The sequence below is a fragment of the Rhodococcus sp. Chr-9 genome, assembly GCF_000801125.1.
GTDB classification, from domain to species: Bacteria; Actinomycetota; Actinomycetes; order Mycobacteriales; family Mycobacteriaceae; genus Rhodococcus; species Rhodococcus pyridinivorans.
Genome location: NZ_JTIZ01000024.1, coordinates 1 through 21,890, shown reverse-complemented (window position 1 = coordinate 21,890; position 21,890 = coordinate 1). Strand labels below are relative to the sequence as shown.

Here is a 21,890-nt window from a genome sequence, read left to right as displayed (position 1 = left end):
GCGATTCGGGCACCCAGCGCAGGGTCAGGAGCAGGGTCACGAGACCGATCGGCACGTTGACGAAGAAGATCGCGCGCCAGTCCAGCAGTTCGGTGAGCAGACCTCCGACGAGCGGACCGACCGCGAAGGCGCCGCCGATGGTCGCGCCGTAGGCGGCCAGGGCCGACGCCCGCGCCCGCCCTCGGTCAAAGACGTCGGCGAGGAGGGCGAGCGAGCAGGCGAACAGGACCGCCCCACCGATGCCTTGCACTGCCCGGGCGAGATCGAGGACCCAGATCGTCGGTGCGAGGGCGCACAGGAGCGAGGCGCCCGTGAACCAGACGAGGCCGACGACGAACACTTGGCGGCGGCCGCGGCGATCGGCCCACGACCCGGCGCCGAGGACGGCTGTGGCCAGGGCGAGGGTGTAGGCGTCGATCACCCACTGCAGTGAACTGACGCCCGCGTCGAGGTCGACGGCGATCGACGGCAGTGCGGTGTTGACGAGGGCGATGTCGAGCATGAGCATCGCCGTCGTCACGCACACCACCAGCAGCGTGATCCGTTTCGTCGCGGTACTTCTCGCGGGGGTCGGTGTGGTCATCGAGAATCCTTCCGTGTCGAGGTGTGTGGACCTCGGACACGGTGCGCCGCGTCGCTTGGGACGAACCGGGTGTACTTCTTGGACGGCCGAGAGAACCGTCGACGTCTCCCCTCGGAGGGGCGCCGGGGATCACACATCGATCACGGCGGGGTCACGAGGCGGTCGCAACGCCGCTCGGAAACTGGACACACACCCTTCTACCTGGGGTAAATGCGGAGAATTCGACCGACTGTCCGATATCGTCGTTGCGAAGCATCCGTCCCGGCTCGTCCGGAGCATTCGAGAAGGCAGGCCATGCGATCCTCCACCTCAACCACAGGTCGGCATCGCCTCGGCATGGAAAACGGTGTTCACTGCATCCTCATCCCCGAGGTCGCTGCCGCCCTCGCCGAGCACCGGCGGAACTGGTTCACCGCGCTGCTGACGAACGCGCGCCACAGCCACGCCGCGATGCGCAAGCGAGCGACGGCCCTACCCGCGCAGTGGGCCACTCCCGCCGTGGGATGAGCTCGCCGTGAGTTGAGCACCTGCTATCGACGACACACGAAGACCGGCCCCCTCCGATTCGGAGGGGGCCGGTCCCGTTGTGGCCCGGGAGCCCTTGTGCCACAGCAACAATGACCCCCGGAACGCGGACGACCCCGCACCGAACAGTGCGGGGTCGTCCGTCGAAGCGCTGTATCAGGCGTTACCCGACAGCTTCTCGCGCAGAGCGGCGAGCTGGGCGTCGCTCGCGAGCGATCCACCGGTGGTCTCCGGAGCCGCCTCGGCACCCGACTCGGAGGAGTAGTTGCTACCGGACACGCCGGCCGCGGCCTCGGCGGCCTCGTCGGCAGCCATCTTCTCGATCTGAGCGGTGTGCATCTTGTGGCGACGCTCGGCCTCCGCGTAGCGGGACTCCCACTCCTCACGCTGCTTCTCGTAGCCCTCGAGCCATTCGTTGGTCTCGGGATCGAAGCCCTCGGGGAAGATGTAGTTGCCCTGCTCGTCGTAGCTGTCGGCCATGCCGTACTTCGACGGGTCGAACTCGGCCGTGTAGTCCTCGTTCGCCTGCTTCAGCGACAGCGAGATACGACGACGCTCGAGGTCGATGTCGATGACCTTGACCATCGCGTCGTCGCCGACAGCAACGACCTGGTCCGGGACCTCGACGTGGCGCTCGGCCAGCTCGGAGATGTGGACGAGGCCCTCGATGCCCTCCTCGACGCGGACGAACGCGCCGAACGGAACGAGCTTGGTGACCTTACCCGGCACGATCTGACCGATCGCGTGGGTGCGGGCGAACTGGCGCCACGGATCTTCCTGCGTCGCCTTGAGCGACAGGGAGACGCGCTCGCGGTCGAGATCGACGTCGAGAACCTCGACGGTGACCTCGGTGCCGACCTCGACGACCTCGGACGGGTGATCGATGTGCTTCCAGGACAGCTCGGAGACGTGCACGAGGCCGTCGACACCGCCGAGATCGACGAAGGCGCCGAAATTGACGATGGAGGACACGACGCCCTTGCGGACCTGGCCCTTCTGGAGCTGGTGCAGGAACTCGCTGCGAACCTCGGACTGGGTCTGCTCGAGCCATGCGCGGCGCGACAGGACCACGTTGTTGCGGTTCTTGTCGAGCTCGATGATCTTGGCCTCGATCTCCTTGCCGACGTAAGGCTGGAGGTCGCGGACGCGTCGCATCTCGACGAGCGACGCGGGCAGGAAGCCACGCAGGCCGATGTCGAGGATCAGGCCGCCCTTGACGACCTCGATGACGGTGCCCTTGACGGCCTCGTCCTTCTCCTTGAGCTCCTCGATCGTGCCCCAGGCGCGCTCGTACTGGGCACGCTTCTTGGACAGGATCAGACGGCCTTCCTTGTCCTCCTTGGTGAGAACAAGAGCCTCGACCTCATCGCCCACCGACACGACCTCGTTGGGGTCGACATCGTGCTTGATGGAGAGCTCGCGGGACGGGATGACGCCTTCGGTCTTGTAACCGATGTCGAGCAGCACCTCGTCGCGGTCGACCTTGACGATGGTGCCCTCGACGATGTCGCCATCGTTGAAGTACTTGATCGTGGCGTCGATGGCGGCGAGGAAATCCTCGGCGGAGCCGATGTCGTTGACGGCTACCTGCGGCGAGGTGACGGTGGTGGAGGCCATGTGTTGAGTTGCTCCGGACGGGTTGATAGTCGGTTGGTCAAATTCGGTCGGGCACGTGAAACACCCACTGCGATACGGCGATGTGCGAGTCACGGCGAGTTCCTCGTTCGAGCCTGGGGCCGAACTGCGGACACTCGCGATCACCAGGCTACGCGCTTCGAGGGGACCCGGGCAAACCGATATCGGGACCGCTCCCCCGCACCCGATAGGCTCACACCCATGCCGGGCTCCGCGAACCCCCCTTTTCCAGACCTTTCGGGCGTCCCGGAGGGAACCGACGACGAGGCCGCGCGGCACGCGGACGCCGAGACGATCCTCGGCGAGACCCGACCCACCCGGACCCGCCTCGGCTCCCTCGAGAGCGAACGCGCGAACCGGGTCTGGTGGGACGCCGACACCGACGACTACCACCGCACGCACGGCGAGTTCCTGGGCGTGGACTCGGCCGCCGGGGAGTTCGTGTGGTGCCCGGAGGGCCTGCACGAGGGCGATGTGCAGTTGCTCGGCCCGGTTGCCGGACGCGACGTCCTCGAACTCGGGTGCGGTTCGGCGCCGTGCGCCCGCTGGATCGCCGGGCAGGGTGCGCGGGCGGTCGGGCTGGACATCTCCATGGGGATGCTGCAGCGCGGACGCGCGGCGATGACCGGTTCCGGCCCGACGGTTCCGCTCGTACAGGCCGGCGCCGAGAACCTGCCGTTCGCCGACGGAAGCTTCGACATCGTGTGCTCGGCGTTCGGCGCGGTGCCCTTCGTCGCCGATTCCGCCCGGGTGATGCGCGAAGTGGCGCGGGTGCTGCGACCCGGCGGACGGTGGGTGTTCTCCGTGAACCACCCGATGCGGTGGATCTTCCCCGACGATCCGGGCGAACAGGGCCTGGTCGCGATGTTCCCGTATTTCGACCGGACCCCCTACGTCGAGGTGGACGCGACGGGCCGGGCGACCTACGCCGAGCACCACCGCACCGTGGGCGACCGGGTGCGCGAACTCGTCGCCGCCGGCCTCGAGGTCTACGACATCGTCGAACCCGAGTGGCCCGAGCATCTCGACCGCGAGTGGGGACAGTGGAGCCCGCTGCGCGGTTCGATCTTCCCGGGCACCGCCATCTTCTGCAGCCGCAAACCCACCTGATCCCGACTCACAGCAGCCGGGACAGGAACTCCCGGGTCCGGCTCTCCTTCGGGTCGGCCAGCACCTGGCGGGGATCACCGGCCTCGACGACCACGCCGCTGTCCATGAACACGAGCTGATCGGCGACCTCCCGCGCGAAGCCCATCTCGTGCGTGACGACGACCATCGTCATGCCGCCGTCGGCGAGATCGCGCATCACCGCGAGCACCTCGCCGACGAGTTCGGGGTCGAGGGCCGAGGTGGGCTCGTCGAACAGCATGAGCTTGGGATCCATGGCGAGCGCGCGGGCGATCGCGACGCGCTGCTGCTGGCCGCCCGAGAGCTGCGCGGGATAGGCGTCGACCTTGTCGGCCAGCCCGACCCGCGCGAGCAGGTCCCGGGCCTTCTCCACCGCCTCGTCACGCTTGAGCTTCTTCACGAGGATCGGCGCCTCGATGATGTTCTCGAGCACGGTGCGGTGCGGGAACAGGTTGAAGTGCTGGAACACCATGCCGATGTCGCGGCGCTGCTTCGCGGCGGCCCGCGGGTGCAGTTCGTACAGTTTCGAACCCCGTTCGGCGTAACCGACGAGATCGCCGTCGACGTACAGGCGACCGGCGTCGACGCGTTCGAGGTGGTTGATGCACCGCAGGAAGGTCGACTTGCCGGATCCGGACGGACCGATCAGGCAGGTCACCTGGCCGCGCCCCACCTCGAGCGAGATGCCCTTGAGCACCTTGACGGCGCCGAAACTCTTGCAGACCCGGTCGGCCCGCACCATCGGCGTCTCGACGGACGTCATATGTGTTCCTCCCCCGGTGCGCCGGGCTTCGGCGTCGGCTTGCCGGCCTCGGCGACCGGTACGTTCTGTGCGTCGGCGAGTGCCTGCAGCTGACGGGCCGTGAGCTGCCGGCTCAGGCCCTTCGAGTAGTGCCGCTCGAGGTAGTACTGGCCGATCATGAGCAGGCTGGTGATCGCCAGGTACCAGGTCGCGGCGACGAGCAGCAGCGGGATCGGCTGGAAGTTCGCACCCGAGATGTCGCGGGCACGGCCGTACAGCTCGAGGCTGTAGGGCACGGCGGCGACCAGCGAGGTGGTCTTGAGCATGCTGATCAGCTCGTTGCCGGTCGGCGGGATGATGACCCGCATCGCCTGCGGCAGGACGGTGCGGCGGATGGTCTGCGACCACGACATGCCGAGCGCCGTGGACGCCTCCAGCTGCCCCTCGGGCACGGAGGTGATGCCGGCGCGCACGATCTCCGCCATGTAGGCCGCCTCGTTGAGTGCCAGGCCGATGACGGCGAACAGGAACGCCGCGTTCAGACCCTGCACGTCGATGTGGACGAACTGGTGGACGAACGGGATCCCGAGGTCGATCTGCTTGTAGATCGACGGGAACAGTCCCCACAGCACGAGTTGGACGTACACCGGGGTACCGCGGAAGACCCACAGGTACAGCCACGCGACGGAACGCAGCACGGGATTCGGGGACAGACGCATCACCGCGAGCACCACGCCGAGGACGACGGCGATGGCCATGGCGAGCACCGTCAGCTGCACGGTCTTCCACGCGGCTGCGGTGATGCGGGCGTCGAACAGGTACCGGGCGTAGATGTCCCAGCGGTAGGCCTCGTTGGTGGCCGCTCCCCAGGCGAACAACCCGAGTGCGATCAGGACGATCGCGCCGGAGATCCATCGTCCGGGATGTCGCAGGGGTACTGCGCGTATCGGCTCCGGGTCGTCCGGTCGCGGTTCCGCGGATCTCGCGGACGTGGACTCGCTCATGGTTCCCTTTCTCAGCTCGTCGCGCCGTTGATCTGCGAGGCGGTGATCGCGCCGTCCTCCATGCCCCAGCGCGCGGTGATCTCGTCGTACGCACCGGAATCGATGAGGTACTGCACTGCCTGCTGCAGTACGGGACCGAACGGCGACCCCTTCGCGACGACGAATCCGTAGGGCGCGGCGTCGAAGACCTCACCGGCCGGTTCGAGTCGTTCCTCGCTGCGGGCGATGACGTACGCCGTGACCGGCGAGTCGGCGGACAGTGCGTCCACCCGGCCGAGGATGAGGGCATTGGCAGCCTCGTCCTGGCTGTCGTACTTGACCTTGTCGATGGGCGGCAGCCCGCGGGCGACGCATTCCTCGCTCTTCGCGGGGACCTCCTCGAGGTCCTCGATGGTGGTGGTCTGTACCGCCACCCGCAGTCCGCACGCGTTGTCGGGGTCGACGGATTCGCCGGTGCGCTGCGCCCACTGCACTCCGGCGCTGTAGTAGGTGACGAAGTCGACCGATTCCTCGCGTTCCTTCGTGTCGGTGAACGACGACGAGCCCATCTCGAAGGTGCCCGCCTGGACGGCCGGGATGATCCGGTCGAAGTCGGCTTCGTTGAGCACCGCCTCGAGTCCGAGGACGTCGCCGAGGGCGTGGACGAGTTCGACGCCGAAGCCGACGATGGTGCCGTCGTCGTCCTTGAACTCGTTGGGGGCGTACGGGACGTTCACCCCGACCTCGAGGGTGCCGCCGTCGGCGATGTCGGGCGGCAACTGCCTCGCGATGGCGTCGACCTTCTCGACGGTGACTCGGTCGCCGGGCGGCACGGTCGATTCGCTGTTCACCACGCACCCGGTCGCGAAGGCAAGCACCGCCGCTCCCGCCGCCAGCCTGCTCAGGGTCCGGACATGACGACGCCCCCACGAGGTCACGCGGCGGGTGTGCACTGCTCGATTCACAGTCGCACAGTATCCAACCAGGGAGGGGTCCGAATGCAAACCCGAAGCTCAGGCTTCGAGGCGGGCGATGACGGCGGCGGTGAACTCGTCCGTCGACGCGGTGCCACCGAGGTCGGCGGTCGCGACACCCGCCGCGACGGTCGCGCGCACGGCGTCCTCGATGGCGCGGGCGGCCGCGGAGAATTCGATGTCCGCGCGTGCACCGACACGGTCGAGAAGCATGGCGGCGGAGAGGATCAGCGCGATCGGGTTGGCGCGGCCCTGCCCGGCGATGTCGGGTGCGGCGCCGTGCGCGGCCTGGGCCATGGCCTTGGTGCGCGACGCGTTGATCGACGCCGCGGTACCGAGCGAGCCGGACAGTTCGGCGGCGAGGTCGGACAGGATGTCGCCGAACATGTTCTCCGTCACGATCACGTCGAACTCGGCGCCGCGGCGGACGAGCAGCGCGGCCATCGCGTCGACGTGCTGGTCGTCGACAGTGACGCTCGGGTAGAGACGACCCACTTCCTGGCACACGTCCCGGAACAGGCCGGTCGTGCTGGCGAGCACGTTGGCCTTGTGCACGATGGTCACGCGCTTGCGGCGACGCGACGCGAGGTCGAAGGCGGTGTGCGCGATGCGTTCACAGGCGGCGCGGGTGATCACTCCGACCGCGAGTGCGATGTCGGGTGTGGGCATGAACTCGCCGCTGCCGACGGCCATGTTCCGGTCGGCGTAGAAACCCTCGGTGTTCTCCCGGACGACGACGAGATCCATCTTCGGTGACACCGACGCCGCTCCCGGCAGTGCGCACGCCGGCCGGATGTTCGCGTACAGGTCGAAGTGCTTGCGGATCCGACCGCCCGGAGTGAGCTGACCCCGGAACTCGGGTGGGTACGAGGCGCTGTCGTGCGGGCCGAGGATCCACGCGTCGACCTCGGCGAGGGTGTCGAGGGTGACCTGCGGCAGCGGGCTGCCGTGCGTCTCGATCGCGGAGGCACCGACGGGCATCGGCACCCAGTCGACCGCGACCCCGGCTGCCGCGACGGCGGTGTCGACGATCCTGCGGGTCGCCGGCACGATCTCGGGACCGATGCCGTCCCCCTCGAGAAGTCCGATGCGATGGGTCTGAAGCGTTGCGGTGTCGTCGGTCACCCGGTCATCATTGCCTACCGTGGTCCAGTCGGTGGAACTCCTCCTCGACGCCCCGCTCGACACGGCGGTGCGCGACGAGTGGACCCGGCTGCTCGACGCCGGCCTGCACAGTCAGGGACGCGTCCGTTCCGAATCCAACCGTCCGCACGTGACGCTGTTCGTCGCCCATGCCCTGCCGGACGAACTCGAGGACGCGCTGCGGGCCACCATCACGGTCCGGCGGATCACCCTCCGGCTCGGTGGCGTGGTGATCTTCGGTGGCCGGTACGCGACGCTCGCCCGCACGGTCGTGCCGTCGATCGAACTGCTCGAATTCCAGGCGCGGGTGTTCGAGGTGCTCTCGGAATGCCCCGGCATCCCCGCACACATCCGGCCGGGCGAGTGGACGCCGCACGTCACCCTCGCACGGCGGGTGCCGGCCGCGCGCATCGGTACCGCGGTCCTGGCGGCGCAGACGCCGGAGCGGCAGCTGACCGGATCGAGTGCAGGAGTGCGGCGCTGGGACGGCGAAGCCAAGCGGGAGTGGCTGCTCACCTGAGCAGCGGGACGGTGCGCCGTTCAGAAACGGTAGTCGCCGAACTGCGTCACTTCCATATGGGTGTCGGGCGTGCGTCCGGTGAGGGCCAGCACGTCGAGGAGGAGAAAGACCGCCAGAAGTACGAGGACCAGCAGGATCATGCTTCGAGCCTGCCGCGCCGGGGTCCCACCCGACAGTGGCAGAGCCGTCGGAGAACATCGTTTTTCTGCCACCACGGTGTCACACTGGGTTGCGTGTCCGGAACACCTGGAACCACCGGCCGGCTCGAGAAGGTGGTCGTCCCCGTCCTCCCCTACGTCGAGACCTTCGAACTCGGCGTGGCGTGCGAGGTGTTCGGCTTCGACCGCTCCGACGACGGCCTGCCGACCTACGACTTCCACCTCGTCGCCGCGACCTCCGATCCGGTGCGCACCCGCTTCGGCTACACCATCGAGGTGCCTCACAGGCTCGATCTCCTCGACGACGCCGACCTGATTCTCCTGCCAGCGGTGAACAGCGACGGCATCGCGCTCGACGACGGGCGCCTCGAACCGTTGTTCGCGAAACTGCGGGCCGCCGTCGACCGCGGCGCGCGCGTGGCGAGCATGTGCACCGGGGCGTTCGTCCTCGGTGCGGCCGGGTTGCTCGACAGGCGTCGCTGCACGACCCACTGGATGCACGCCGACCGTCTCGCCCGAACCTATCCGACGGCGCAGGTCGACCGGGACGTGCTCTACGTCGACGACCATCCGGTCCTCACCGCCGCAGGCACCGCGGCCGGCATCGACCTGTGCCTGCACATCGTCCGCTCCGCCCAGGGAGCCCAGGTCGCCAACACGATCGCCCGGCGCATGGTGGTGCCACCGCACCGCGACGGTGGGCAGGCCCAGTACGTCGCGATGCCACTGCCCGAATGCAAGGACGAGTCGCTCGCGCCGTTGCTCGACTGGATGAGCGAGCACCTCGACCGGGAACTCCCGGTGGCCGCACTGGCGCAGAAGGCGCACATGTCGGCGCGGACCTTCGCGCGGCGGTTCGTCGCCGAGGTTGGGGTCACGCCCGCGCGCTGGCTCCGCGATCAGCGGGTCCTGGCCGCGCAACGCCTGCTCGAGGAGACCGACCTTCCGATCGACGTGGTGGCCGACCGCGTCGGTTTCGGCACCGCTGCGGTGCTGCGCCAGCATTTCCTGCGCCTGCGGCAGACCACTCCGCAGGCCTACCGACGGACCTTCCGGCGGTCCGTCGAACCGGTCGGCGTGTGACGCGTCCCTCGATCGGCACCTCCCGACGACACCCCCGGATCGGACACGTCACGTAGCGTGGCGGAAGGAACCCCGTCACGACGCGTGACGGCGGGAACGAACGGGAAGAAACAGCGGCGGCCGGATGTTGGACCCGTCGACACGCCCGACCGAAAGGATTTCCGTGGCAACCAAGGCTCTCACCCAGCAGGACTTCGACGAGGTCGTCACGAGCAATGACATCGTGCTCGTGGACTTCTGGGCCGACTGGTGCGGCCCCTGCAAGCAGTTCGCGCCCACCTTCGAGGCATCGTCGGACAAGCATCCCGACGTCGTGCACGCGAAGGTCGACACCGAGGCCGAGCAGGCCATCGCGGCGGCGGCGAACATCCGCTCGATCCCCACGATCATGGCGTTCCGCGAAGGCATCCTCGTCTACAACCAGGCCGGTGCTCTTCCGCCCGCCGCTCTCGAGGATCTCGTCTCGCAGGTCAAGAACCTCGACATGGACGATGTGCGCAAGCAGATCGCGGAGGCTCGCGCCGAGCAGAGCTGACCCACTCGTCGCGTCGACGGCGCCCGTCCCCGGTGATCCGGGGGCGGGCGCCGTCGTACGTACGGTGTGTGTACCTGCGGCCGGTGTCCCTGCGACTCGGTGTCCCCGCGCCTCGGTGTCCCCGCGACTCAGTGCGCCGCGGCGTCCCAGCTGCGGCCGTAACCGACCGAGACCTCGAGCGGCACCGACAATTCGATGACGGAGTCCATCTTGTCGCGCACGAGCGCCTCGACCTGTTCGCGCTCGGCCTCGACCACTTCGAGCACGAGTTCGTCATGCACCTGCAGCAGCATCCGCGACCGCAGTCCGGCCTCGCTGAGCGCCTTCTGCACGTCGATCATCGCGACCTTGATGATGTCGGCGGCCGTGCCCTGGATGGGGGCGTTGAGCGCGGCGCGCTCGGCGATCTCCCGGCGCTGCCGGTTGTCGCTGTTGAGGTCGGGCAGGTACCGGCGGCGGCCGTAGAGGGTGGACGTGTAGCCGACCTTGCGGGCCTCCTCGACCACGTTGTAGAGGTAGTCGCGCACGCCGCCGAAGCGGGTGAAGTAGGCCTCCATCTGCTCGCGGGCCTCGTCGGTGGAGATCTTCAGCTGCTGGGCGAGACCGTAGGCGCTCAACCCGTAGGCGAGACCGTAGGACATCGCCTTGACGCGGCGACGCAGCTCCGGGGTGACCTCCTCGAGCGGCAGCCCGAACGCCCGCGACGCCACGAAGGTGTGCAGGTCCTCGCCCGTACGGAATGCCTCGATGAGCCCCTCGTCGGCCGACAGGTGCGCCATGATGCGCATCTCGATCTGGCTGTAGTCGGCGGTGAGCAGCACGTCGAATCCGTCGCCCACCACGAAACCGTCGCGGATCCGGCGACCGGCCTCGGTCCGCACCGGAATGTTCTGCAGGTTCGGCTCGGTCGACGAGAGCCGGCCCGTCGCCGCGACGGTCTGGTTGAAGGTGGTGTGGATGCGACCGTCGTCGGCGATGGACTTGATGAGTCCGTCGACGGTGGTCTTCATCTTGGTGTGCTCACGGTGCGCGAGCAGGTGTTCGAGGAAGGGATGGCCCGTCTTGTCGAACAGGTTCTGCAAGGCATCCGCGTCGGTGGTGTAGCCGGTCTTGGTCTTCTTCGTCTTCGGCATCTCGAGCTCGTCGAACAGCACCACCTGCAACTGTTTCGGCGAGCCGAGGTTGATCTGCTTGCCGATCACCTCGTAGGCGGCGTTCGCGGCGGCGGCGACCTGGGCCGCGAATTCGGACTGCAGGTCGTGCAGGTGCGCCGAGTCGACGGCGATGCCGGTGGCCTCGAGTTCTGCGAGGACCTCGAGCAGGGGCAGTTCCATCTCGGTGAGCAGGCGCACCGATTCGATCTCGCCGAGTTCGGTGTCGAGGGCCGCGGCGAGGTCGACGACGGCGCGCGCCGCGAGGATCTGCGCCTCGGCCGCTTGCGCGTCGGCGGCGTCCTCGTCGTCGAGCAACGAGAGTTGTTGCGCGCCGGTGTCTTCCACTCGCAGCTCACGCTTGAGGTAGCGCAGCGACAGGTCGTCGAGCTTGAACGAGCGCTGGCCGGGCCGCACCAGATAGGCGGCGAGCGCGGTGTCGCTGGTGATGCCGGCGAGCGTCCAGCCGCGTCCGCGCAGCGCGTGGATGGCGAACTTCGCCTCGTGCACGGCCTTCTCCACTGCGGGGTTCGCGAGCCATGCGGCGAGGGCGTTCTCGTCCTCGGGCGTGAGCGCCACCGTGCTCACATAGGCGCCTTCACCGTCGGCCCCGGCGACGGCGATCGCGGTCGCGTCGCCTCCGTAGGGAGTGCCGGTGCCCACCACGGCGAGGCCATGACGTCGACCCGCCGGGGCGTGCTCGGCGAGCCAGTCGCCGAGGGCACCCGGCTCGACGATCCCGCCGCGCACCTCGAAGCCCTCCTCGGCCTCGGGCTCGGCCGACGAGAGCGTCTCGAACAGCCGGTCGCGCAGCACCTTGAACTCGAGGTCGTCGAACAGGCGGTGGATGCGGTCGCGGTCCCACGGGGCGAGGGCGAGTTGTTCGGGGGTGTACGGCACGGCCACGTCGCGCACCATCTCGGTGAGCTGGCGGTTGAGCAACACGTTGGACAGGTTCTCGCGCAGCGCGTCGCCGGTCTTGCCGCGCACCTCGTCGACGCGGTCGACGAGTCCGCTCAGGCTTCCGTACTCGCGGATCCATTTCGCGGCGGTCTTCTCGCCTACGCCGGGGATGCCGGGCAGGTTGTCGCTCGGGTCGCCGCGCAGCGCCGCGAAGTCCGGATACTGCTGGGGGGTGAGTCCGTACTTCTCCTCCACCGCGTCGGGGGTGAAGCGCGTCAGGTCGGAGACGCCGCGCCGCGGATACAGCACCGTGATGTCGCCGTTGACGAGTTGGAGCGCGTCGCGGTCGCCGGTCACCACGAGCACCCGGAAGCCCTGGGCGTGCGCCTGCGTCGCGAGCGTGGCGATGATGTCGTCGGCCTCGTAGCCCTCGATCGCCATCACCGGGATCCCCATCGCGCCGAGGACGTCCTTGGTGAGGTCGATCTGCCCCTTGAAGTCGTCGGGTGCGGCGCTGCGCTGGGCCTTGTAGGCGGCGAACAGTTCGGCACGGAAGGTCTTGCGGCTGACGTCGAATGCCGCCGCGACGTGCGTGGGCTGCTCGTCGCGCAGCAGGTTGATGAGCATGGAGGTGAACCCGTAGACCGCGTTCGTGGTCTGCCCGCTGTGGGTCTTGAAGTTCTCGGCGGGCAGCGCGTAGAACGCGCGGAACGCGAGGGAATGGCCGTCGAGGAGCAGCAGGGTCGGGCGGTCGTCGGTGGCCGCGGTGGACGTCGCGGAAGTGGATGCACGGGTCACGCGTGCCAGTCTAGGGACCGAGGACGACAGCGTCGGCCACACCGCCCGACCAGCACCTCTCCGGTATGTGCGAACACTCGTTGTCCGAAGAAACGAGACCGAAACGTCCGGGTGATCCAATTTTTCCCGTGGACGTGCGATCCAGCCGCTAGAGTCCCCTGTCACGACACCGTAGTCCGGCGTCATCGAGGTTGACGATGATGCCCCGGGCGCAGTGCCGCGCTCGATGACAGCGCACCCACCGGGAGGACCTGCGTGGCCCCTACCTCGGGATGTCGGCGACGACCGACCTCGACCCTCCACCGATCGGTCCGCGCCGCACTCGTCACGCTCGCGAGTGTCCTGTTCGTCCTCGTCGGCGCCGGCCTCTCCTCCGCCCAGGATCCGCCGGACCCACCCTCACCGCCCGCGAACACGGCACCGGCCGCACCCGACGAGGAATCCGCGGAGGGGGTGACCGTCCGCGGAACGCTCAACAATGCCGGCGAACGACTCGACGGTGTCGTCGTCCGTGCGACCACCGAGAGCGGCGAGGTGGTCACCGAGACGGAGTCCGCCGACGGTGGGCGCTGGGAACTCACCGTTCCGCCGGGCACGTACGTCTTCGAGGTCGACACCGAGAGCCTGCCCGACGACGTCACCGTCCAGACCTCGGTGACCCGCGATGTCGCTCCGGGACGGGCGAACACGGTGATTTTCTCGTTCGGGGAGGCGCGTAGCGGTTCGACGGTCGCGTGGGGCGAGACGCTGGTGCGCACGATCGTCGACGGTCTGCGTTTCGGTTTGGTCATCGCGATCGCCGGAGTGGGCCTGAGTCTGATCTTCGGCACGACCGGCCTGACGAACTTCGCCCACGGCGAGCTGGTCACCCTCGGGGCGGTCGCGGCGTGGATCTTCAATGTCACCCTCGGTGTCCAGCTGATACCGGCCACGATCCTGGCGGTGATCGTCGGCGTCATCATCGGCCTGCTCAACAACGCACTCATCTGGGCTCCGCTCCGGCGCCGCCACACGGGCCTGATCGCCCAGCTGGTGGTGTCGATCGGCCTCGCGATCTCGTTGCGCTATCTCATCCTGGCCTTCTACTCCGACCGCACCCAGCCGTTCGACGACTACCAGGCACAGCAGCAACTGGTGTGGGGGCCGATCGCGATCACCCCGGTCAACCTCGCGTGCATCGTGATCAGCCTGGTGGTGCTCGTCGGGGTCGCCCTGCTGCTGCAGCGCACCCGGATCGGCAAGGCGATGCGCGCGGTGGCCGACAACCGCGACCTCGCGGCATCGTCGGGGATCGACGTCGAACACGTCATCCGCTTCGTGTGGGGTCTCGGTGGCGGGCTCGCCGCGCTCGGCGGGGTGCTGTTCGGCCTGTCGGAACTCGGCGGGCGCGTGCAGTGGGAGATGGGCTTCAAGCTGCTCCTGCTGATGTTCGCCGGCATCATCCTCGGCGGCCTCGGCACCGCCTACGGTGCACTGGTCGGCTGCGTCGTGGTGGGACTGCTGGTCCAGTTGTCCACCCTCGTGATCAACCCGGACCTGAAGTACATCGGCGGTCTGCTCGTACTCATCGTCATCCTGGTCATCCGCCCCCAGGGCATCCTCGGCAGTCGGACAAGGATCGGTTGACCCATGGATATCGTGTCGGTACTCCAGGTTTCCTTCGCCCAGCTCATCGGCCCGTCGGCGATCTTCTACGCACTGCTCGCGATCGGCCTGAACCTGCACTACGGCTATGCAGGGCTGCTGAACTTCGGGCAGATCGGTTTCGCCCTCCTGGGCGGTTACGGCGTGGGCATCATGACCGTCACCTACGACCAGCCGTTGTGGGTGGGCATCCTCGTCGGCCTCGCACTGGCAGGTCTGCTCGCGCTCGTCCTCGGCATCCCCACCCTGCGGTTGCGGGCCGACTATCTCGCCATCGCGACGATCGCCGCGGCGGAGATCCTGCGGCTGATGTTCCGCTCGACCGCGTCCGACTCGGTGACCGGATCGACCCGCGGCCTGTGGGGTTTCGCCGACCCGTTCACGTCCCTGAGCCCGTTCGATTCGAGTCGCCAGTACAACCTGCTCGGTATGCGGTTCTACGGCGACGACCTGTGGGCGATGGTCGTCGGCTGGACCCTCGTGCTGTTGCTGTGCGGGCTGGTCTACCTCCTCTCCCACAGTCCGTGGGGGCGGGTCCTCGAGGCGGTGCGTGAGGACGAGGACGCTGCCCGCGCGCTCGGCAAGAACGTCTTCGCCTACAAGATGCAGGCCCTGGTACTCGGCGGCATGATCGGCGGTCTCGGCGGCGTCTTCAACGCTCTGCAGACCAAGTCGATCAACCCCGACTTCTACTCGACCGCGCAGACCTTCTTCGCGTTCGGCGCGCTGATCCTCGGGGGTGCGGGAACGGTCTTCGGACCGGTGCTCGGCGCCATGGTGTTCTGGTTCCTGCTCACCCTCCCGGATGCCTTCCTGCGTCAGGCGATCGCCGGACCCGACCCGCTGCTCCCGCTCACCGAACAACAGGTCGGCGCGATGCGGTACGTGCTGCTCGGCATCCTCATCGCGGTGATGATGGTTTTCAGGCCACAAGGCATCCTGGGAAGCAAGCGGAAGGTGCAACTCGATGCCTGACACGATCCGACCCGACCCGACACCACCGCGCACGGTCCTCGGCGCGGACGAACGCGCCGCACTGTTCGCCGGCGTCGACCGCGCCCCCGGCGCCGCCAAACCCGACCCGATCCTCGTCGTCGACGATCTGTGCCGCACATTCGGAGGGCTCAAGGCCGTGGACGTGGCCCACCTCGAGATCCAGCGCTCGTGCATCACCGGCCTGATCGGCCCGAACGGCGCCGGCAAGACCACCCTCTTCAATCTCCTCACGGGCTTCGACCGGCCCGACACCGGCACCTGGGCGATGGACGGCGTCCCGCTCGGCCGGCTCCATCCCCATCAGGTGGCGCGGCGCGGGATCGTGCGCACCTTCCAGCTCACCAAGGCGCTGTCGAAGATGACGGTCCTCGACAACGTCCGCCTCGGCGCCCGGCACCAGACCGGCGAGCGCATGGCCGGTGCACTGCTGCCGTGGACGTGGCGCCGCCAGGAACGCGAGATCACCGCGCGCGCATACGAACTGCTCCACCGTTTCGGTCTGGCCGCGAAGGCCGACGACTTCGCCGGTTCACTGTCCGGCGGTCAACGCAAACTGCTCGAGATGGCCCGTGCGCTGATGACCGAACCGACCGTCGTCATGCTCGACGAGCCGATGGCCGGCGTCAATCCGGCGCTCACGCAGAATCTGCTGGGACACATCAAGACCCTGCGCGACGACGGGACGACCGTGGTATTCGTCGAGCACGACATGGACGTCATCCGCGACATCTCCGACTGGGTCGTGGTGATGGCGCAGGGTTCGGTGATCGCGGAGGCACCGCCGGACGCCCTGTCGTCCGATCCGGCCGTGGTCGACGCCTATCTCGGCAGTCACCACGACCAGGCACTCGAATTCGACGACGAGGGCAATCCCGTGGGCGCGACCGCCGAACTCGCCGACGCCCTCGCGGACGCGGAAGCGCAGACCCTCGAGGCCGGAGGCGACCTGTCCGATCCCGATTCGGCGTCGACCGACGCGACGGCCACGACCCTGGAGAAGCCGTGAGCGACAACATCACTCCTGCACTCACCGGGACGACGCCGGCGGAACGTGCCGCGACCCCGGAGGAACATGCGCGCCTGGCGACCGGAGCTCTCCTGCGCGCCGACGATCTCGTGGCCGGTTACTTCCCCGGGGTCGATATTCTGCGCGGTTGCAACTTCTACCTGCGCGACGGTGAGATCGTGGGCATCATCGGCCCGAACGGAGCCGGCAAGTCGACCCTGCTCAAGGCGTTGTTCGGCCTCATCCCCATCCGCAGCGGCACCGTCACGCTCGGCGGGGACGAGATCACCTCGGCGCCCGCACACATCCTGGTGCGCAAGGGGATCGGCTACGTGCCGCAGACGCAGAACGTGTTTCCCTCACTGACCATCGAGGAGAACCTCGAGATGGGGATCTATCTGCGTCCGAAGGACTTCGAGAAGCAGTTCGAGCGGGTGGCGTCGTTGTTCCCGTTGCTGTCCGAGCGCCGGAAGGTCAAGGCGGGAGCGCTCTCCGGTGGTGAGCGGCAGATGGTCGCGATGGGCCGCGCGCTGATGATGGAGCCGTCGGTGCTGCTCCTCGACGAGCCGTCGGCGGGACTGTCGCCGATGTTCCAGGACGAGGTCTTCATCCGCTGCAAGAAGATCAACGCGGCGGGGGTGTCGATCATCATGGTCGAGCAGAACGCGCGTCGCTGCCTGCAGATCTGCGATCGCGGATACGTTCTCGACCAGGGCCGCAACGCGTACACCGACACCGGCAGCAATCTCATGCACGACCCGAAGGTCGTCGAACTGTATCTCGGCACTCTCGCCGGCAGCCGGGAGAAGCGGAAGGGGTGACCGCCTACCGGCGATCACCCCTTCGCTCACGACCGGCGGGTCACTCACCCACCACGATGTAGTCCTCGGTGGTCAGGGTGTTGTCGGGACCGAACACGAGTCGGCCGTACGAGCCCACGCCGGGTTCGCCCGCATCCACGAAGGTGAGTTCGCCGGTGGCACCGTCGTAGTCGATGTCCTGATCCGCACGGAGCAGGTCGAGGCACTGCTGGTAGCTGGTGCACTTCTCCCCGTCGCGGGTCACCGAGTTGATGTTCGCGGCGATGTCCACCCCGGCGGTCGACCCTGCCTGTTCCGCGGCCAGCGCCGAGACGATCACGGCGTCGTAGGACTCTCCGGCGTAGTTGAAGTCGATCAGGCCCGGATCGACGCCGAGCAGTCGCTGCTGGAACTCCTCGCCGGTGTCGGTCAGCGGCGTGGTGCCGGCCATGCCGTCGAGCAGTCCTTCGGCGACGTTCTCGCCCAGCGCGTTCCCCATGTTGCCGTCGACACCGAAGACCGCCATGCCGTCGGACGGGCCGATGCCCACCTCGTGCATGCGGGTGATGATCTTCGCCGACTCCTCGAAGCCGATGAGTGCCACAGCATCCGGTGCGAAGTTGGCCACCTGGTCGACCTCCGCGTTGAACGACTGCGCGTTGGGGTCGTAGATGATCTTCTGGATCTGGTCCTCCGGGATACCGGCGTCGACGAGGTTGGTCACGGTGTTCTCGGCGAGGCCGGTGCCGTACGGATCGTTCAGCGCCAGGATCGACACGCGCTGCGCCCCGTCCTCGGCGATCAGCTGCGCGAGCGCCTGCGCCTGGAGCACGTCGGTCGGGGCGGTGCGGAAGTACAACCCGCGGTCGGCGTAGCAGACGAACTGGTCGGAGGTGTTCGCCGGCGAGAACTGCACCACGCCGGCACTGACGATCTTGTCGATCACCTTGAGCGAGACCGACGACGAGGCGGCGCCGACGATCACCTGGGTGCCGTTGGCGAGATGCCGATCGACGGTGGTGTTCGCGGTGTCGGTCGTCGTGTCCCCGGAATCGCCCGGGAACAGTTCGACCGCCTGGTCGAGAACACCGCCCGCGGCGTTGATGTCGTCGACGGCGAGCCGGACGGCAGCGACCTCGGGCGGTCCGAGGAAGGCGAGACTGCCGGTCTCGGGGAGAATCGTGCCGATCTTCAGCGGTCCCGTGGCGGGAGTCGCCCCTGCTGTGGCCTGCTGTGGTTCGCAGTCGGTCTCGACGGTCGTCGCGGCCGCCGCCCCCTCGTCACCGGCCGACGTACCGGATGCCGAATCGTCGCTGTCCGAACCACACCCGGTGAGGGCGAGCGTCGCAGCACCGAGTACCGCTACGGCGCGGACCAGAGTCCGTCTTGCCATTCAACTCTCCTTCGAACGCCTGACACCGCATCCGGCGGATTCCGGATGTGGTCGAAACATAGCGGTCGGAAGCACCCCGCGAACCCGGCCGAAATCCTTGTGATACGACCGTTATCTGCGGGGCGGAGATTTGATGTGGCGGTAACGCGTCGGGCGCCGTGAGCACTCGAAACCGGTTCGCGCGGCTAGCCGGCGGTGTCGCTTCCGAGGGTCTCGAGGACGACCACCGCGACCTGCTTCATGGTGGTGCGGCGGTCCATCGCGGCGCGCTGGATCCAGCGGAACGCCTCCGGTTCGGTCATCGCATGCTTCTCCATGAGCAGCCCCTTGGCCCGGTCGACGAGCTTGCGGGTCTCGAATCGCTCGTTGAGCCCTTGCACCTCCCGCTCGAGCTCGCGCAGCTCGGAGAAGCGGCTGACGGCCACCTCGATGGCGGGCACGAGATCGCTCTTCGAGAACGGCTTGACGAGATACGCCATGGCGCCTGCGTCGCGGGCGCGTTCGACGAGCTCGCGCTGACTGAAGGCTGTGAGAATGACCACAGGGGCGATGCGCCGCTGTGCGATCTCCGAGGCGGCGTCAATGCCGTCGCGGCGCGGCATCTTGACGTCCATGATCACCAGGTCGGGCCGGAGTTCCTCGGCGAGTTCGACGGCACGCTGTCCGTCGCCGGCCTCACCGACCACCTCGTAGCCCTCCTCGCGCAGCATTTCGACGAGATCGAGCCTGATCAGGGCCTCGTCTTCCGCTACGACGACCCGACGAGGAGTTGGTGTGCTGTCGTGCGGCGCGGAGGTCATGGTCGGGCCTTCCCCTCGGTACTGGCGGTCCCCGGTGCAGGGTGGAACGTAAGAAGGGTACCGGTGCGCGCCCGCTTCGCCCGATCCTCTACAGTGGTGTCCGCAACGCCCCCGTATCCCAATTGGCAGAGGAAACGGATTCAAAACCCGTCCAGTGTGAGTTCGAGTCTCACCGGGGGCACCAAAACGTTCTTACTCGAACCGACACGGAACATGTCGGCGAGCCGGAACCGATGGTTCAATCCAGACTCCCCGGAATCTCCGGGGAGTTTTTGGTTTTTCAGCACGTCAGAGACGTGCAGTGCTTCGACGTCACTGGCCTCCGTGTCGGCGTCTTGCCAGCGTGTGAACGCATGTGCTGCGTCGCGCAGCTCATGGATGGCTGGTGTGAGTTCGTCGGTGACGACACCGCCGTCGTCGAGCCAGAGCTTGCTGAAGCTGGCGGTGTTGAGGTCGCGTCGTCCATCCTCGGGCGCGCGCAGGTAGAGCGACTGCGGGTCGTCGAGCAGGTCGAGGTATTGCTGGAGCTTGCGGGCACCGAGTTCGAGTTGGTCGCCGGTGTCGTCGAGGCCCTGCTGCGCGCGGGTGCGTTCGACCTGGATCTTGCGCAGCCGTGCGCGGATCTTGTCGGCCGCGAGCTCACCGTCCGAGGCGAGATCGATCAGTCGCTCCTCCTGCTGGGCGAGCTTGTCGAGCTTCTTGCAGTAGGCGGTGTACAGGTCACGGACACGAGCCTGCGCATCAGCCATCGCGACGTCGATGGCCTCGCGAATGTAGTCCAGGAACTCCGGTGGCAGTCCGAGCTTGGCGTAGTGGTCGAGGACGTACCACTCAACGTCGAGCACCGGCAGATGCGGGAGATTGCATTCACCGCGTTGGCGGGCCAGACACAGGTAGTAGGCGTAGTTGCCGCCGTTGCCTTTCGCCTCGGTGTAGACCAGTCTCGAGATGCGACCGTTGACGCGGCAGCGCTCGCAGTACAGCAGGCCCTTGAGGTAGTGGTAGAGCACGCGGTCACGTTGTCCTCGGGCGGAGCGGTCTTCGATGACCTTCTGGACGCGCTCGAACAGGTCGGCGGGGATGATCGGCTGGTGTCGACCCGGGAAGATTTCGCCCTTGTAGCGGACGATGCCGATGTAGTACGGGTCGCTCAGCATCCGGTGCAGGTGTGATCGTGACAGTTCCTTTGCGCCGCCGCGTCCCTGCGGGCGAGCCCGGAGCCCGAGGTCGGCCATGGTTTCTTGGAGGCGGTCGATAGAGTAGTCGCCGGTGGCATACATTTCGAAGGCTTGCTTGATCAGCGGTGCACGTTCCTCGTCGACGGCGATGCCGTTGACCTGCCGCCCGTCGTGTTCGATGCGCACGTTGCGGTAACCAATCGGAGCGCGGCCGTTGGTGCCGCCCATCTGCGCCTTGTGCCGCATCTTGACCTTGATGTCCTCTCCGGACATCCGCACCTGGACCTCGTTGATGATGTCGGTGACTGCTTCCATGGCGTCGGCCATGATGCCCTCGCCGAAGTCTTCTTTGGCGGAGACCAGTTTGACGCCCATCGCTTCGAGCCGTCGTTTGGTGATGACCGCGTCGCCGAGGTTGCGGAAGGCGCGCGAGCGCATGTAGATGATCACCAGCGAGACATCCGGATGTTCGCCGAGGTAGGCGAGTAATTGATTGAAGACCGGCCGCTTGTCGATGGTCTGCGCCGATGCGCCCGGCTCGACGAACTCCTTCTCGATCAGGGCGCCCATCCGAGCGGCCTTGGCGTTGTTGGCCTCACGCTGGGTGGCAATCGAGTTGCCTTCGGCGTCGACGTCAGCGCCGGTGTCCATCTGTCTCGTGGTCGAGACGCGCAGGTACGAGACGGCGATCTGCGGACCGGTCGTGGTGTGGTTTGTCATGTCCCTGTTCCTCCTTTCTGCCCGAGCTGGGCTAGCTGCTGGTCGCCGGATCGATGTCGTACAGGGATGCCGGTGCAAGTTCGGTCGTGGTCGTGTCCAGCAGGCGTTCGACGTAGCGCTCCAGGCGGGCGACCGCGTCCGGTGGCAGCCGGCGGATCTTCTCTTCGAGGTCGTCACCGAGCTGCGAGAGCGATGCGGGCGTTTTGTAGCCGGCGGCGGCGTACATGCTGTACAGCGATAGCCCGAGCGGTTCGGCGAGTGCCGCAATGTGCGCCGGATTGACCTTCAGTACCTGACCTTTCTCCAGCTTGGATATCTGACCCTGTGCGACGCCGGAAGCCTCCGAGAGTGCGCGGAACGTGAAGCCTGCATTTAGTCGCGCATCGTGAATGAGGCTGCCGAGAGAATTATCGGCGGCCGATTGAATAGCGTTGCTTGTCATTATTTAACCTCAATCTTTCGCGCGGACCGCGTGCCGGCCTGAGCGGTCTC

19 protein-coding genes, 1 tRNA gene and 1 pseudogene are annotated in these 21,890 nt (G+C 67.5%); 10 read left to right on the top strand and 11 right to left on the bottom strand.

Features of this window, described 5'->3' with window-relative positions:
• Positions 1–13: 13 nt before the first annotated feature.
• Positions 14–502: pseudogene (locus QR64_RS27480) on the bottom strand (MFS transporter); the annotation flags it as partial.
• Between the two features lie 375 nt (positions 503–877).
• On the opposite strand from QR64_RS27480, the gene QR64_RS02885 reads away from it, so the two are divergent.
• Positions 878–1,090 carry a hypothetical protein gene (locus QR64_RS02885; protein ID WP_016934979.1) on the top strand — a complete coding sequence of 71 codons (213 nt, stop codon included), beginning with the start codon at positions 878–880 and terminating at the stop codon, positions 1,088–1,090.
• A gap of 174 nt (positions 1,091–1,264) precedes the next feature.
• Here the strand turns inward: QR64_RS02885 and rpsA are convergent, their stop codons facing one another.
• Entirely contained in the window at positions 1,265–2,725 is a 1,461-nt protein-coding gene (gene rpsA / locus QR64_RS02880; protein ID WP_006554003.1) for a 30S ribosomal protein S1, read from the bottom strand.
• Positions 2,726–2,944: 219 nt separating this feature from the next.
• On the opposite strand from rpsA, the gene QR64_RS02875 reads away from it, so the two are divergent.
• A complete protein-coding gene (locus QR64_RS02875) occupies positions 2,945–3,853 on the top strand; it encodes a class I SAM-dependent methyltransferase (protein WP_006554004.1) in 909 nt (302 codons plus the stop codon).
• Between the two features lie 7 nt (positions 3,854–3,860).
• Here QR64_RS02875 and QR64_RS02870 read toward each other — a convergent pair whose 3' ends face one another.
• The 4 genes from QR64_RS02870 to QR64_RS02855 all read right to left on the bottom strand — a co-directional run bounded on the left by QR64_RS02870 (position 3,861) and on the right by QR64_RS02855 (position 7,695).
• Positions 3,861–4,634 carry an amino acid ABC transporter ATP-binding protein gene (locus QR64_RS02870; RefSeq protein WP_019289663.1) on the bottom strand — a complete coding sequence of 258 codons (774 nt, stop codon included), beginning with the start codon at positions 4,632–4,634 and terminating at the stop codon, positions 3,861–3,863.
• Positions 4,631–5,617, bottom strand: a complete 987-nt coding sequence (locus QR64_RS02865) for an amino acid ABC transporter permease (RefSeq protein WP_006554006.1) — start codon at positions 5,615–5,617, stop codon at positions 4,631–4,633. The genes QR64_RS02870 and QR64_RS02865 overlap by 4 nt, the downstream gene beginning before the upstream one ends.
• 11 nt (positions 5,618–5,628) lie before the next feature.
• Positions 5,629–6,501 (bottom strand): ABC transporter substrate-binding protein, encoded by an 873-nt coding sequence (locus QR64_RS02860; RefSeq protein WP_170318567.1) that lies wholly within the window; start codon positions 6,499–6,501, stop codon positions 5,629–5,631.
• Positions 6,502–6,609: 108 nt separating this feature from the next.
• Positions 6,610–7,695: an isocitrate/isopropylmalate dehydrogenase family protein gene (locus QR64_RS02855; RefSeq protein WP_039583998.1), complete on the bottom strand. Its 1,086-nt coding sequence runs from the start codon at positions 7,693–7,695 to the stop codon at positions 6,610–6,612.
• 19 nt (positions 7,696–7,714) lie between these two features.
• On the opposite strand from QR64_RS02855, the gene QR64_RS02850 reads away from it, so the two are divergent.
• From QR64_RS02850 to trxA, 3 genes are all read left to right on the top strand, one after another.
• Positions 7,715–8,233 (top strand): 2'-5' RNA ligase family protein, encoded by a 519-nt coding sequence (locus QR64_RS02850; protein ID WP_039583997.1) that lies wholly within the window; start codon positions 7,715–7,717, stop codon positions 8,231–8,233.
• A gap of 233 nt (positions 8,234–8,466) precedes the next feature.
• Positions 8,467–9,474, top strand: coding sequence for a GlxA family transcriptional regulator (locus QR64_RS02845; RefSeq protein ID WP_197483237.1), 1,008 nt, complete (start codon positions 8,467–8,469; stop codon positions 9,472–9,474).
• Positions 9,475–9,637: 163 nt separating this feature from the next.
• Positions 9,638–10,009: a thioredoxin gene (gene trxA / locus QR64_RS02840; protein ID WP_006554011.1), complete on the top strand. Its 372-nt coding sequence runs from the start codon at positions 9,638–9,640 to the stop codon at positions 10,007–10,009.
• A 128-nt stretch (positions 10,010–10,137) separates the two neighbouring features.
• Here trxA and polA read toward each other — a convergent pair whose 3' ends face one another.
• Complete coding sequence (gene polA / locus QR64_RS02835; protein ID WP_024101177.1) at positions 10,138–12,861, bottom strand: DNA polymerase I; 2,724 nt, start codon at positions 12,859–12,861, stop codon at positions 10,138–10,140.
• A gap of 255 nt (positions 12,862–13,116) precedes the next feature.
• On the opposite strand from polA, the gene QR64_RS02830 reads away from it, so the two are divergent.
• Genes QR64_RS02830 through QR64_RS02815 form a run of 4 tightly spaced genes read left to right on the top strand, consistent with a single transcriptional unit; the run spans position 13,117 to position 17,328 of the window.
• Positions 13,117–14,487, top strand: a complete 1,371-nt coding sequence (locus QR64_RS02830) for a branched-chain amino acid ABC transporter permease (protein WP_019289672.1) — start codon at positions 13,117–13,119, stop codon at positions 14,485–14,487.
• A 3-nt stretch (positions 14,488–14,490) separates the two neighbouring features.
• Positions 14,491–15,480 carry a branched-chain amino acid ABC transporter permease gene (locus QR64_RS02825; RefSeq protein ID WP_006554014.1) on the top strand — a complete coding sequence of 330 codons (990 nt, stop codon included), beginning with the start codon at positions 14,491–14,493 and terminating at the stop codon, positions 15,478–15,480.
• Positions 15,473–16,507 carry an ABC transporter ATP-binding protein gene (locus tag QR64_RS02820; RefSeq protein WP_039583995.1) on the top strand — a complete coding sequence of 345 codons (1,035 nt, stop codon included), beginning with the start codon at positions 15,473–15,475 and terminating at the stop codon, positions 16,505–16,507. The genes QR64_RS02825 and QR64_RS02820 overlap by 8 nt, the downstream gene beginning before the upstream one ends.
• Entirely contained in the window at positions 16,504–17,328 is an 825-nt protein-coding gene (locus tag QR64_RS02815) for an ABC transporter ATP-binding protein (RefSeq protein ID WP_006554016.1), read from the top strand. The genes QR64_RS02820 and QR64_RS02815 overlap by 4 nt, the downstream gene beginning before the upstream one ends.
• A 40-nt stretch (positions 17,329–17,368) precedes the next feature.
• Here the strand turns inward: QR64_RS02815 and QR64_RS02810 are convergent, their stop codons facing one another.
• Complete coding sequence (locus QR64_RS02810; protein ID WP_006554017.1) at positions 17,369–18,700, bottom strand: ABC transporter substrate-binding protein; 1,332 nt, start codon at positions 18,698–18,700, stop codon at positions 17,369–17,371.
• A gap of 185 nt (positions 18,701–18,885) precedes the next feature.
• On the bottom strand, positions 18,886–19,500 hold the full coding sequence (locus tag QR64_RS02805; RefSeq protein WP_006554018.1) for an ANTAR domain-containing response regulator: 615 nt from the start codon (positions 19,498–19,500) through the stop codon (positions 18,886–18,888).
• A gap of 107 nt (positions 19,501–19,607) precedes the next feature.
• Here QR64_RS02805 and QR64_RS02800 point away from each other — a divergent pair.
• Positions 19,608–19,684: transfer RNA gene (locus QR64_RS02800), tRNA-Leu, on the top strand.
• Here QR64_RS02800 and QR64_RS28780 read toward each other — a convergent pair.
• A complete protein-coding gene (locus QR64_RS28780) occupies positions 19,641–21,329 on the bottom strand; it encodes a recombinase family protein (protein WP_411908071.1) in 1,689 nt (562 codons plus the stop codon). The two genes, QR64_RS02800 and QR64_RS28780, sit on opposite strands and share 44 nt — an antisense overlap.
• A 100-nt stretch (positions 21,330–21,429) precedes the next feature.
• Positions 21,430–21,840, bottom strand: a complete 411-nt coding sequence (locus QR64_RS25425; protein WP_084222266.1) for a helix-turn-helix domain-containing protein — start codon at positions 21,838–21,840, stop codon at positions 21,430–21,432.
• Positions 21,841–21,890: the final 50 nt, after the last annotated feature.